We start from the raw sequence: 13,402 nt of genomic DNA on the forward strand, positions 1-13,402 counted from the left end.
TTAAATGAGAAGCAAAAGGAATTCAGACCCGCCGCAGGACGGGCCGCGCACAGGAAACAAATGCACGCTCCTGAATGCTAGCGTGCAGAAACGGCGCTGTCACGCCCTTGCGCTGAAAATGCTTGAAATTGGCGCAGTTACGCGCGTCCCTTGAGGTGTTTAGCCAAGGCACCGGCGTTTTTCTTGCGCCGCCCTTTGTAAGGGTTCTTGTCGCCTTGCCCGCGCAACGTCAGGCGGATCGGCGTGCCGGGCATGTCAAAATCCTCACGCAGGCCGTTGACCAGATAGCGAGAATAGCTGGCCGGCATCTTGTCGGGATGCGAGCACATAACGACAAAGCCCGGCGGCCGCGTTTTTGCCTGGGTCATGTAGCGCAGCTTGATGCGGCGGCCTTGCGGGGCTGGCGGCGGGTGCTGCTCGAGCATGGCGTTCAGCCAGCGGTTCAGCGCGGCGGTGGGTACCCGGCGGTTCCAGATATCATGCGCACGCAAGATGGCGGCGCGCAAACGTTCCAGCCCCCGGCCCGTTTTGGCTGACACGGTGATCAGAGGTGCGCCCCGCAGTTGCGGCAGCAGTCGGTCGAAGGACTCTTTGAGTTCACGCAGCTTCTCCTGCTTGTTTTCCTCAACGTCCCATTTATTGACGGCGACCACGACCGCACGGCCTTCTCGCTCGGCCAGATCGGCAATGCGAAGGTCTTGCTGCTCGAACGGAATGGCCGCATCCAGCAGGACGACAACCACTTCGGCGAATTTCACCGCACGCAGTCCATCAGAGACCGAGAGCTTTTCGAGCTTCTCTTGAACCTTGGCCTTTTTGCGCATGCCCGCAGTGTCGAAAATCCGCATCGGAGTGCTTTCGCCATCCGGATCGGCCCAATCGACCCGAAGACTGATCGCGTCACGGGTGATCCCGGCTTCGGGACCGGTCAGAAGGCGGTCTTCACCCATGATTTTATTGATCAGGGTGGATTTACCTGCATTCGGGCGGCCTACGACGGCAACCTGCAACGGCTTCGCTGCGGTGATTAGAGGGGTTTCCCCCTCTCCATCCTCATCCAGCTCAATCTCGACCACGGGAGCGTCGTCTTCGGCCTCTTCCTCAGCCGCATCTGCCAGAGGCATCAGCTGGGCGTAAAGGTCGGTCATCCCCTCGCCATGCTCGCCGGAAAGGCGCACTGGTTCGCCAAGGCCAAGGTTATAGGCTTCAAGAACACCGGCATCAGCAGCCGACCCTTCGGCCTTGTTGGCAGCCAAAATCACGTGTTTGGAGCGTTTGCGCAGGATCTCGGCAAACATCTCGTCGGTCGGAGTCAGGCCGGTGCGCGCGTCGATCATGAACAGGCAGACATCGGCCATATCCACAGCGCGCTCGGTCAGGCGGCGCATGCGACCCTGAAGGCTGTCGTCGGTCGCGTCCTCAAGACCTGCCGTGTCGATCACGGTGAACCGCAGATCGCCCAGCCGTCCTTCACCTTCGCGCAGGTCGCGCGTCACGCCGGGCTGGTCGTCGACCAAGGCCAGACGTTTGCCCACGAGGCGGTTGAACAATGTGGATTTGCCCACGTTCGGGCGGCCCACGATGGCGAGGGTCAGCGACATGATACTCAACTTTCAAGACTCAGACGCGCCCTTTAGCGCATCTTTTGGTCAACGGAAAGCGTGTAGATCACCTTTGGTCGACACGACATACAGTGTTTGTCCGGCGACGACGGGCGCGGTGGTCGCGCCTCCGGGGACTTCGACCTGATGCAAAAGCGCCCCGTTCACCGGGTTGAAGAACCGCAGGAACCCGTCATTCGAAGCGATCACAATGCGCCCTCCGGCCAGGATCGGGCCATAATGGGCCACGATCGGACCGCGACGGTTTGGCTTGTCCTTTACAAAGCCCGGTAGGTCCTGCGCCCAGATCACCGAACCATCGGCGCTGTTCAAACGCACCAGCTGGCTGCGGTCGCTGATCAGGAAGATGCTGTTGCCTGCGGGCCAGACGGTATCAACCGCGCCTTCATCTGCAGTCCAGCGACGCTCACCTGTTCCCGCGTCAAAAGCAACGGTACGGCCAGAGTGGTTACCGATGAAGACGGTGTCGCCCACTACCATTGGGCTACCTGTCACGTCGACGATCCGCGCAGTCGCGCGTCCACGGCGCCCCCCCGCCACCGAGGCATTCCACCGGCTGATCCCGCCCCGCTTGAACGTCGCGGCGATATCACCTGAACCAAAGGCAAAGACAGCTAGGTCCGAGGTCACAACCGGCGCAGGTGCCCCCAGAACGTTGCCGACGCTAGGGGTACCCTCAATCTGCCATTGGATGCGGCCATCCTTTGTGTCGACGGTCCAACCGGTCTCATCCCCAGCAACGAGGTACAGCAGCCCGTTACTCACCAAAGGCGAGCCACTGCCAGTTGCGTTCAAGCGCTTCTGCCACCGGATCGCACCGGTCTTTGCATCCAACGCCGTCAGACGGCCAAAACCGGAGGAGACATAGAGAACGCCCCCCGAATAGGCCATTCCACCGCCCGTGGCATCCGCGTCTCCGTCGGTTGCTGGAATCAGATTGGTGCTCCAGGCGACCTGTCCCTGCGGTGTCACCGCCGAAACCGTCGCCCCTGCGTCAAGCGTATAGACCAGCCCCCCCGCAACAACTGGGTCGGCCGTAATCCGTTGCTTACGGGAATCGCCATCCCCGATAGAGGCCGACCAAATACGTTGAGGTGTCGCACGGAGCGAAGCATTGGACGTCCGGAAGGCCGGCGTGCCGGGGCTTTGAGGCCAGCTTGCATTTGCGCTCTGCGATGGCAGGCTAATGGGTTGCGAACCGCTTTTGGCAACCGTTTCAAGGTCTGAGGCAGGTCGGATATCCTCGCGCACGCCCGGCAAAATCTGTTCGGGTTCTTCACAAGCGGCCAGAGCGGTCAGGGCCAGCGCCACAATCGGCAGTCCCACGCGAGAGAAAAGTCTTGTTACCATTTTAATCCGAACTCGCCTGTCATTAACCTGTGTTCCGCCCGATCAGCCCTGCTGAGCGACCAATGGCTCGGGCTCAGCGCCCAGTGCAACAATCAATTGCGCCGCGCGTTGTTGCAGATCCACGCTGACCTCTGCGTCCTGACGCAGCGCTTGCAACCGTTCCAACGCGGCATCCGTATCACCCTCGGCGATGTCTATCAGGGCCAGTTGCTCTTGAGCCAGAAGGCGCAGCGGGGCGCCGGGTGCGGCCAAAGCCTCGAACTGTTGTCGCCGATCTGCAGCGGGCATTGTGTCGGATTGAAGCAGCAGTGCCTTGAAGCTTGCAATGGCACGATAAATCTCGGGCAGATCGCCCTGAACGGCCACAGCATTCAGACTGTCGACTGCATCCTGCCGGGAATCAGCATCGAGCTGTGAAGCCGACAGAAGCATGTTGCGCACAGCCTCACCACCCGGCGTCAGTACGTCCACCTGCTCAAGGCCAGCGACGCGTGCGGCCGTATCGTTTTCCGCCAGCGCGGCCAGAATGTCATCGCCCAGCTTCTGAGCCTGCGACGTGTCCCGCGCCTTGCGGTATTCGTTGAAGGCGGCCCCACCGACGATCAGCACGACGGCAACAACACCGACCCAGCCCCAACGCCGCAAAAGCAGATACAGCCGGTCGCGGCGCACCTCTTCTGTGACCTCATCAATGAAACTGTCGGTATCGCTCATACCTGCCCCCGGGCTGTGTATCCTGTCTTGGTGGGCCATGTCATACCCCGGCACCACGGCCAAGCCAAGGGTCGGATTTTGCACAATTCCGCTGACTGCATGCGCCCTTGCGAAAAAAAATAAACCGAACTAATCAGTTTAGCGTAGAAAATACACAAGCCGACGCCCATCTTTCACTATACTACCCCGGTCTAAGCCGGCGAATTTTTTAAGGAGACCAGCTTTATGCGTCTGATTTCATTCATCAATGCCGCCTTGGTGATTGTCGCGCTGTATTTCCTTGTTTTTGAGCGTGACGCGCTGTTCGCCTTTGCAGGCAGAGGTGACGTAGAGGAAAGCACGCCATCAGAGACCGAAGAGGCGGTGGTTTCGCTGGCCAATGAAAATGCTGTGCGCGTGGTCGCCCTGCGCTCGGTCGCGCGCGAGATTGACAGCGCCGTCCTGCTGCGCGGCCAAACAAAAGCCAACCGTCAGGTCGAAGTGCTGGCCGAGACGACCTCGACCGTAATCTCAGAACCTATGCGCCGCGGTGCTTTTGTTGAGGCGGGCGATCTGCTGTGTGAGCTTGATCCCGGCACCCGCCCCGCCAGCCTAGCTGAAGCGAAGGCAGGCAAGCTTGAGGCCGAAAGCCGCATCCCCGAGGCTGAGGCGCGTCTGGAAGAAGCACATGCTTTGGTGGCCGAGGCCGATATCAACCTGAAAGCGGCCCGCAAACTGTCCGAGACGGGCTTTGGTTCGGAAACCCGCCGCGTCTCCTCCGAGGCCGCGATGAGCAGCGCCGAGGCAGGCATCAAATCGGCTGAAGCCGGGCTGGAAGCAACCCGCGCTGGAATCGAATCCGCTGCGGCCGAGGTTGAAGCCGCCCAACGTGAAATGGATCGGCTGACGATTGAGGCCCCGTTTCAAGGCCTGCTGGAAAGCGACACCGCCGAATTGGGCAGCTTAATGCAGCCTGGGACGCTCTGCGCCACGATCATCCAGCTGGACCCGATCAAGCTTGTTGGATTCGTGCCCGAGACCGAAGTTAACCGCGTTCAGGTCGGGGCGCTGGCTTCGGCTCAGTTGGTCACCGGTCGTCAGGTCGAAGGCCGCGTGACCTTCCTCAGCCGCTCGGCAGATGAGACAACCCGCACCTTTGAGGTCGAGATCACCGTACCGAATGAAGATCTGACCATTCGCGATGGCCAGACGGCGACAATCCGTATCTCGGCTGAAGGGGCCAAGGCGCATCTGCTGCCGCAATCGGCCCTGACCCTTAGCAATGAAGGGCAGCTAGGCGTGCGCACCGTCGGCGCGGGGGATGTGGTCGATTTCATGCCGGTTCGCGTGTTGCGCGATACGGCAGAGGGCGTCTGGATCGACGGTCTGCCTGAAACTACGGACATCATCGTGGTGGGGCAGGAGTTCGTTGTCAAAGGCGTCACCGTGAACCCGACCTATCAGGAGGTCACGCAATGACGGGTATCGTCAGCTGGGCCGCTGACCGGGCCCGCATGGTTCTGGCTTTCATCCTGATCTCGCTAGTCATCGGCGGGTTCGCCTATGTCAATCTGCCGAAAGAGGGCGAGCCGGATATCGAGGTACCTGCCCTGTTCGTTTCGGTCGTCTTCCCCGGAATCTCGGCCGAGGATTCCGAAAACCTGCTGGTCAAACCGATGGAGACAGAGCTGGCAGATCTGGATGGTCTGAAAGAGATGACCGCCACGGCTGCCGAAGGCTATGCAGGCCTTTTCCTTGAGTTTGAATTCGGCTGGGACAAGACCGCGATCACCGCAGACGTCCGCGACGCGATGAACAGCGCGCAGGCTGAGTTCCCGGACGGGGCCGAGCAATATTCGCTGAGCGAGCTGAACTTCTCCGAGTTCCCCATCGTCATCGTCAACCTGACCGGCGCGGTGCCCGAACGAACCATGGCGCGCATCGCCAAGGACCTGCAGGACGATATCGAAGCGCTGGACTCCGTGCTTGAGGCTGGGATCGCAGGCAATCGGGATGAGCTACTTGAGGTGATCATCGACCCATTGCGTCTTGAGGCCTACAACGTCACCGCGAATGAGCTGATCACGGTTGTACAAAACAACAACCAGTTGATCGCAGCGGGCGAGGTAGACAGTGCGCAAGGTGCCTTTTCGGTCAAGATCCCCTCGTCCTTCAAAACCGCGCAGGACGTGTATGGCCTGCCGATCAAAGTCAACGGCGACCGCGTGGTCACTCTGGGTGAGCTGGCCGAAATCAACTACACGTTTGAGGACCGCGAGGGCACGGCCCGGTTCGACAATGTGCCAACCGTCGCTTTGCAGGTGGTGAAGCGCAAGGGCTTCAACCTGATCGACACGGTCGAGCAGGTCAAAGCGACAATCGCCGAAGCGCAAACCAAATGGCCCGCTGAATTGCAGGCTGCGGTGGACGTGGGCACCTCGAATGACCAAAGCCGGATCGTAGGGTCCATGGTCAGCCAGTTGGAGGGCTCGGTCCTGACGGCGATTGCGCTGGTGATGATCGTCGTCCTGGCTTCGCTGGGGTCGCGGGCAGCGCTATTGGTAGGCTTTGCGATTCCGACCTCGTTCCTACTATGCTTTGCCTTTCTTGCGGTCATGGGGGTCAGCATTTCGAACATCGTTATGTTCGGTCTGATCCTGGCCGTTGGCATGCTGGTGGATGGCGCGATCGTTGTGGTCGAATATGCCGACAAGCGCATCAAAGAGGGCGTCGGCCCGATGCATGCCTATGTCGAAGCGGCACAGCGCATGTTCTGGCCCATCGTCTCCTCCACGGCCACGACCCTCTGTGCCTTCCTGCCGATGCTATTCTGGCCGGGTATCCCGGGTGAGTTCATGGGCATGCTGCCGGTCACGCTGATCTTTGTTCTCTCCGCCTCGCTGATCGTGGCGCTGATTTATCTGCCGGTTATGGGCGGTGTCTCGGGTCGTTTGAGCCGCATCTTCGACCGCGCCTCTGACTGGTTGCGCGGCCGAACGCCGTGGTGGCTGCGCGCCGTACTGGTGCCACCGTCCTTCTATCTGGTCTTCCTCGGCGCGATGCAGGTGCTGAACCCCTCCTATCTGGTCGAGGGTGGCGGTTCACTCCTTGGAGCCGTGCTGATGATCCTCGGAGCTTTCGCCGGATCGGTTACACTGGGCGCGGCCCGGATCGAGCGCAAACCCGACACCAAGGTTCACACGGCCAAGGAACACACGCCCTTCGGCTATGTCATCAAGTTCCTCGTGGGCAATCCGGTGATGCCAATTGTCTCGATTGCTGCCGTTATCATGGCTGTGATGACGGTGATTTCGGTGTTCGGCGAAAACAACCGAGGCGTCGAGTTCTTCGTCGAAAGCGAACCGGAGCAGGCGACCGCTTACGTCCGCGCGCGGGGCAACCTTTCGTTGATGGAAAAAGACGCCATGGTGCTGGCCGCCGAACAGGTGATTGCCGCGCACCCGGCCGTGATCAACGTCTTCTCGTTTGCGGGCGAAGGCGGGCTGACGCAGAACAATGGCGGCGCGCAAGACCCAGCCGACACGGTCGGACGCGTTCAGTTCGAAATCATCCCATGGGAAGACCGCCCCAACGTATCGGAACCCATTCTGGGCGGGCTGTTCGACCGGCATTTCATCGCGCCTGAATATGATGGCGACTATGTTCTGGAAGAGCTGAACACCCAACTGGCCGAGCTGCCCGGTTTCGAGGTGGAGATTCTGGCGCTAGAACAAGGCCCAGCCTCGGCCAAACCCGTGCATCTGCGGATCAAGGGTGACGGATGGGAGCCTCTGACCGCCGCTACTGTCGCCGCCCGAGAGGTTTTCGACACGACCCCCGGCCTGATCAAGATAGAAGACACCCTGCCCCTGCCCGGCATCGACTGGCAGATCGACGTTGACGTCGCCAAAGCAGGCCGATTTGGCGCCGATGTGGCCACTGTTGGGGCCATGGTGCAGTTGGTCACACGCGGTATCCTTCTGGGCGAAATGCGCCCCGACACCACGGATGAAGAGATCGAGATCCGTGTCCGCCTGCCCGAAGAGGACCGTGTCCTGTCAACGCTGGACACGCTGAAGGTGCGCACGGCGGACGGCCTTGTGCCTCTTTCCAACTTCGTCACCCGCCAGCCGGTCGCCAAACTGGCCGAAATCAACCGTGTTGATCAGGAACGCTATTATGACGTCAAAGCCGATGTCGAAGCTGGCCTCAGCAAAGCAGTGGTCGCTGGACCAGACGGTGGTGAAAAACGTTTGGCCGTTCTGCGCGCGGTTGCGGATGAGGCTGAGCCCTCCTCAGCCGCGATCACTGCGCCCAATGGCAAGCAGTACGATCTGGTGCAATTGACCGGGGCTGAGACAACTGAAGAGCTGCGGACCGCCATTGAGAATGGCGAGGCCAGCATCGCGCCGATCAATCCCAATGAACGTATTGCCGTCCTGACCGAATGGTTGAACTCCAACCCGTTCGACCCTTCGATCACATGGGAGTGGACCGGTGATCAGGAAGAACAGGCCGAAAGCCAGGCCTTCCTATCCAGCGCGTTTCTGGCGGCCCTGGGGCTGATGTTCGTGATCCTGCTGGCGCAATTCAACAGCTTTTACAACTCGGTTCTGGTTTTGCTGGCGGTTGTACTGTCGACGACCGGCGTTCTGATCGGGATGCTGGTGATGGAGCAACCCTTCTCGATCATCATGACCGGTACTGGGATCGTCGCTTTGGCAGGGATTGTTGTGAACAACAACATCGTTCTCATCGACACCTATCAGGAGTACAGCCGCTATATGCCGCGGATCGACGCGATCGTGCGTACGGCTGAGGCTCGGATTCGCCCCGTTCTGCTGACAACGCTGACCACTATGGCCGGTCTGACGCCGATGATGTTTGGCCTGTCGCTGGACTTCATCAACGGCGGCTACACCATCGACAGCCCGACAGCACTGTGGTGGAAACAGCTGGCCACCGCTGTGGTCTTTGGCCTCGGCATCGCCACCGTGCTGACCCTGATCGTGACGCCATCGATGCTGGCCCTGCGGGTTTGGGTGACAACCTATGCCATCTGGCTGGGCAAACTTCTGGCGCGGGTCACAGCAGGCCGATCAAGCCAGATCGCGAAGGACATGGCTATCGGCCAAAGCGCTCGGGCCGCTCAAGCGACCGAGATCGTCTGGGGCGAACAGCCTGCGCCTCGACCCGAGCAGGCTACAGGGACGGAAGAGGATCACCCGACCATCCCGCCCGGGTCACCGCTAAAAGCAGCCGAGTAACTAACAAAAATGGCGAGCCAAAGGCCCGCCATTTTTGTTTCTTCAAACGTTTTCTATTCCGAGAATAGCGTATTCGCCCAGATCGCACAGGTCCAGGTCGTAATCCTCAACCGCGCTGCCGTCATCAAACACGCCGCGAATGTCGTAGACACAGGTCACAAGCCCATCCGCGATCAACACATCGATCTCATAGTCTGGCGCGAGGTATCCACCCTGCAGAAGGTTCCCCTCCCAACTGCCGGATGACGCGGAGGAGACATTGAACTCGACCAGATCCGCGCTGGTTTCATTGACCAGCAGAAATTCCAGATCTTCGGCTGACGCGGCAGATGCTGCGAGTGTCAAACCGAGTGTCAAGGATGTGACAATTTTCTTCAATCTTTGCTCTTTCCTGTTCGATGGCAAAACCAAACCTGGCGCGATACTGCGCTGGTTGGGGTTTCAACCAGTGGACGAGTCGCGTCAAACAGAAAATCTCAGGCAGCCTGTGTGTCGGCCTGTTGGCGGCTCCACAATTGGGCATAACGACCTTCGCGCGCCAATAGCGCATCATGGGTGCCCTGCTCGATGATCTCACCGCTTTCCAGAACCACAATCTGGTCGGCCTCGGCAATAGTGCTCAGACGGTGCGCGATGGTGATCACGGTCCGCCCTTCGCCCGCACGGGCAAGAGCATCCTTGATCTCCTGCTCAGTATCGGTGTCGAGGGCCGACGTCGCCTCATCCAGCAGCAGAATGGGCGGGTTCTTGAGCAGCGTCCGAGCGATGCCCACACGCTGCTTTTCTCCGCCTGACAGCTTGAGCCCACGCTCACCCACCTTGGTGTCATATCCTTCGGGCAGAGAGGCGATGAAATCATGGATTTGTGCTGCGCGCGCGGCCTCTTCCACATCGTCCTGCGTTGCGCCGTCACGGCCATAGGCAATGTTGTAGCGGATGGTGTCGTTGAACAGCACCGTGTCCTGCGGCACAACGCCAATGGCCGCATGCAGACTGGTCTGACGCACATCCCGTACGTCCTGACCATCAATTTTCAACGCCCCGCCAGTCACGTCGTAGAACCGGAACAACAAGCGCCCGATGGTGGATTTCCCGGACCCCGTCGCGCCCACAATCGCAACGGTCTGTCCAGCAGGCACCGACAGCGACACCCCTTTGAGGATCTCGCGCTCCGGGTCATAGCCGAAGCGCACATCCTGGAGGGTCACCTCGCCTCCATTGACCTTCAGGTCCGGGGCGTCCGGCTTGTCTTTCACTTCGGCGGGCTGCTCCAGCAGGTCGAACATCTGACCCATATCGACCAGCGCCTGCCGGATCTCGCGATACACGGTGCCCAGGAAGTTCAGCGGCACGGTGATCTGAATCATGTAGGCATTCACCATGACGAAATCACCAACGGTGAGCGTGCCGTTCTGGACCCCGATTGCCGCCAGGACCATCACCCCGATTAGGCCACAGGTGATCAGGAAGGACTGCCCAAAATTCAGGAAGGCCAGCGAATAGGCGGTCTTCAAGGCCGCCCCGGCATAGGCCTTCATCGACACGTCATACCGGTTCGCTTCACGCTGTTCGGCGTTGAAATACTTGACGGTTTCGAAATTCAGCAGGCTGTCGATGGCGCGTTGGTTCGCCTCGGTATCCTGATCATTCATCTCGCGGCGCAGCTTCACGCGCCATTCAGTGACGGCAAAGGTGAACCAGATGTAGAGCGCGATGGTGACGGCCACGACGACCAGATACCAGACATCGAACAGCCACATCAGGATGATGGCGACCAGCAGCAGCTCCAAGATCAGTGGCCCGATGGAGAACAGCAGGAACCGCAATAGGAACTCGACACCCTTGACCCCGCGCTCGATGATCCGGCTGAGGCCGCCGGTCCGGCGTCCAACGTGATAGCGCATGGACAGTTGGTGGATATGCTGAAAAGTCTCCAACGCGAGCGCTCGCAAGGCCCGTTGGCCAACGGGGGCAAAGGCTGCATCGCGCAATTGCTGAAAGCCCACGGTCATCATCCGGGCGACACCATAGGCCACCGTCAGCCCCACCGCGCCAAGGGCCAAGGGAGGCACGCCCTCGCCCGCCAAACCATCCACCGCGCCTTTGTAAAGGATCGGCGTATAGACGGCGATCAGCTTGGCCAAAACCAGCATCGCCATGGCAATCACAACGCGGCGCTTCACCCATGGCTCATCATCCGGCCACATGTAAGGCGCAACCTTGCGTATCGTCCGCCAGCCAGAGCGGCGCTCGTCAGTTCCGGCCAATTCGTCCGATGTCATGGGGGGCATACGTCGCATTACCTGCCTAGTGTGAAGTGCAATATGGACCCCGGCCTGAGAAAGGCCAGAGCCTGAGCTTATTCAGGAATGGTGAACACCTGCCCCGGGAAAATCAGGTCCGGGTCGCGGATCAGCTCGCGGTTGGCATCGAACAGGCGGACATACAGCACGCCGTCTCCGAACCGCTCACGCGAGATGGCCCACAGGGTGTCGCCCGCCTGAACCGTGACCGACCGGATCGGTGCAACGGTTTCCTGCGGTTGCTCCGAGGTCTGCGCCTCGGCCGCCTGCAACACCTCAACGGGTTCACGTTTGAAAGGCGTTTCAACACGACTTAGGACTGTGCCGTCCGAATGCACCTCGTCCACTCGCAGGGTGTAAACGCCGGGGTCGATCCCTTCGAGGTCGCCCCGCCAATTGCCATCCTCTTGCGGGGTCACATCGGCCACCAGACGGTTGTTGAGGTATATCCGTACAGCCGATCCTTCGTTGAGACGGCCAGTCAGTTGCACATCGCCGGTGTCTGAATAGCCGATTGTGTCCAGCTCAACCTGCTGGGGCGCGGAGTTCTCTTGGGACGGGGATTGCACCAGCTCTACCCCATCCTCGCCTGAACGCAGGATGGCAACCTGTTGATTTTCAGCAGGGGTTTCGGTTTCTTCTTCCGGGGCCAATTCAGCCTCAGCAACGGCCTCTTCTGTATCCGCACCAGTGTTCTGGGTTTCGGCACCGGCATCTGCAGTTTCTGTAACGGTGCCCTCGGCTTCTGTGCCCGCGTCTGCAGTTTCCGTACTGGCGTCCTCAGCTTCCTTACCAGCGTCTGCGGTTTCCGTCGACTGATCGGGCTCAACATTTGCCGCAGTCGTATCTTCCGCCTCAGGCTCGGGATCTTCAGCAACTTCCGGTTCCGAGGACGTTTCCTCAACCGTTGGCGCTGGCTCCTCGGGGGCGGGTTCTGGCAGGGCTGCGATCAGATAGTCGTCAGATCGAACGGTTTCATCCCCATCGGTCGACTGCAGAACAAGGCCGCGCGGATCATCGCTGAACGGGACCGCAACGAATTCGGCGAACTGGCCCGTCTCATCGACCGAAAACTGATGCACGACCTCGCCGTTCAGCACCACGTCAACATCACTGCCCGGCTCTGCCTCACCCGACAGTAGCGCGCTGCCGTCCGGCGACACGAAAATCTGGTCCAACGCCGGAGGTGTCGTGGGAGCGGCCTCAACCGCGACCTCTTCGGGCTGGGCTTCAGGGTCTTCTGCGGCGGGTTCCTCAGCCTCAGCTTCGGCGGTAGCTTCCTCTGGCGCGGGTGCGGGGTCCTGCGGGGCCTGTTCTTCAGCTTCAACCTCAGGCGAAGGAGTTTCCCCTGCAACCTCAACCTGTTCCTGCACCGGTTCGGGGCTGCTTGAAAACACGCCCGACAAATACAGACCACCGGCCGCAAGAATTGCCACAAGGCCGACAAGCAGCCCCCAGATGAAGCTGCCCGAGCTTCCGCTTCCCGATGTGCCGTTCATTCTTTCCCTTTCATTCCGCCGCGAAACTGATGTGAGTGACTCGTGTTCCGGCGGACAGTTGAGCCAACCTATCAATCTCGCTATCAGGGGTCAAAACGTCTGAAACAAGCCCGGAGCGCACCTGTCATGTCCCAGAAATCCGTCTGTGTGTATTGCGGGTCACGCAATGGCACCAATCCCGCCTATTCTGACGCCGCCAAGCAGTTGGGAATCGCGCTGGCGCAGGAAGGCTGGCGGTTGGTTTACGGGGCCGGAGATGTGGGTCTGATGGGGGAAGTTGCGCGCGCCACGCAATCTGCTGGGGGCGAAACCTTCGGCGTTATCCCGGTGCATCTGGTCCAGCGTGAAGTCGGCAAAAGCGACCTGACGCATTACGTGATCACTGAGACGATGCACGAGCGCAAGAAAGTCATGATCATGAATGCGGATGCCGTCGTGGTGCTGCCCGGAGGGCCGGGATCACTGGACGAGCTGTTCGAGGCGCTGACATGGCGGCAGTTGGGCCTGCATGATAAGCCGATTTTGGTGGTGAATGTGGGGGGCTACTGGGATAAGCTCCGCGACCTGCTGGAACAGGTGATCGAACAGGGATTTGCCGATCAATCTCTTTCAAGTTTCGTGACTTGGGTCGAGGATGCCGACGCGGTCATCGCCGCTTTGCGGTAGGC

General features: G+C 60.2%; 9 protein-coding genes. 3 read left to right on the plus strand and 6 right to left on the minus strand.

Annotated elements, in window-relative coordinates; translation table 11 throughout:
* Nucleotides 1-137 precede the first annotated feature (137 nt).
* The 3 genes from der to ACR0JF_RS03255 are packed head-to-tail and all read right to left on the minus strand — an operon-like array spanning nt 138 to nt 3,686.
* On the minus strand, nt 138-1,601 hold the full coding sequence (der, locus tag ACR0JF_RS03245) for a ribosome biogenesis GTPase Der (RefSeq protein ID WP_170660196.1): 1,464 nt from the start codon (nt 1,599-1,601) through the stop codon (nt 138-140).
* A gap of 48 nt (nt 1,602-1,649) precedes the next feature.
* Complete coding sequence (locus tag ACR0JF_RS03250; RefSeq protein ID WP_170660197.1) at nt 1,650-2,972, minus strand: PQQ-like beta-propeller repeat protein; 1,323 nt, start codon at nt 2,970-2,972, stop codon at nt 1,650-1,652.
* A 42-nt stretch (nt 2,973-3,014) separates the two neighbouring features.
* Complete coding sequence (locus ACR0JF_RS03255) at nt 3,015-3,686, minus strand: hypothetical protein (RefSeq protein WP_170466010.1); 672 nt, start codon at nt 3,684-3,686, stop codon at nt 3,015-3,017.
* Nucleotides 3,687-3,911: 225 nt separating this feature from the next.
* On the opposite strand from ACR0JF_RS03255, the gene ACR0JF_RS03260 reads away from it, so the two are divergent.
* Both ACR0JF_RS03260 and ACR0JF_RS03265 read left to right on the plus strand, forming a co-directional pair.
* A complete protein-coding gene (locus ACR0JF_RS03260) occupies nt 3,912-5,144 on the plus strand; it encodes an efflux RND transporter periplasmic adaptor subunit (RefSeq protein ID WP_170660198.1) in 1,233 nt (410 codons plus the stop codon).
* On the plus strand, nt 5,141-8,932 hold the full coding sequence (locus ACR0JF_RS03265) for an efflux RND transporter permease subunit (RefSeq protein ID WP_170660199.1): 3,792 nt from the start codon (nt 5,141-5,143) through the stop codon (nt 8,930-8,932). The genes ACR0JF_RS03260 and ACR0JF_RS03265 overlap by 4 nt, the downstream gene beginning before the upstream one ends.
* A 42-nt stretch (nt 8,933-8,974) precedes the next feature.
* On the opposite strand, the gene ACR0JF_RS03270 is transcribed toward ACR0JF_RS03265, so the two are convergent.
* The 3 genes from ACR0JF_RS03270 to ACR0JF_RS03280 form a co-directional block, all read right to left on the minus strand.
* Nucleotides 8,975-9,310, minus strand: a complete 336-nt coding sequence (locus ACR0JF_RS03270; RefSeq protein WP_170660200.1) for a hypothetical protein — start codon at nt 9,308-9,310, stop codon at nt 8,975-8,977.
* 98 nt (nt 9,311-9,408) lie between these two features.
* Nucleotides 9,409-11,214 carry an ABCB family ABC transporter ATP-binding protein/permease gene (locus tag ACR0JF_RS03275; protein WP_480668900.1) on the minus strand — a complete coding sequence of 602 codons (1,806 nt, stop codon included), beginning with the start codon at nt 11,212-11,214 and terminating at the stop codon, nt 9,409-9,411.
* A 77-nt stretch (nt 11,215-11,291) separates the two neighbouring features.
* Nucleotides 11,292-12,734, minus strand: coding sequence for a LysM peptidoglycan-binding domain-containing protein (locus tag ACR0JF_RS03280; RefSeq protein ID WP_170660201.1), 1,443 nt, complete (start codon nt 12,732-12,734; stop codon nt 11,292-11,294).
* 126 nt (nt 12,735-12,860) lie between these two features.
* Between ACR0JF_RS03280 and ACR0JF_RS03285 the strand changes: the two genes are divergently transcribed.
* Nucleotides 12,861-13,400 carry a TIGR00730 family Rossman fold protein gene (locus ACR0JF_RS03285; protein WP_170660202.1) on the plus strand — a complete coding sequence of 180 codons (540 nt, stop codon included), beginning with the start codon at nt 12,861-12,863 and terminating at the stop codon, nt 13,398-13,400.
* Nucleotides 13,401-13,402: the final 2 nt, after the last annotated feature.

Source organism: Ruegeria sp. BG11 (assembly GCF_056538565.1).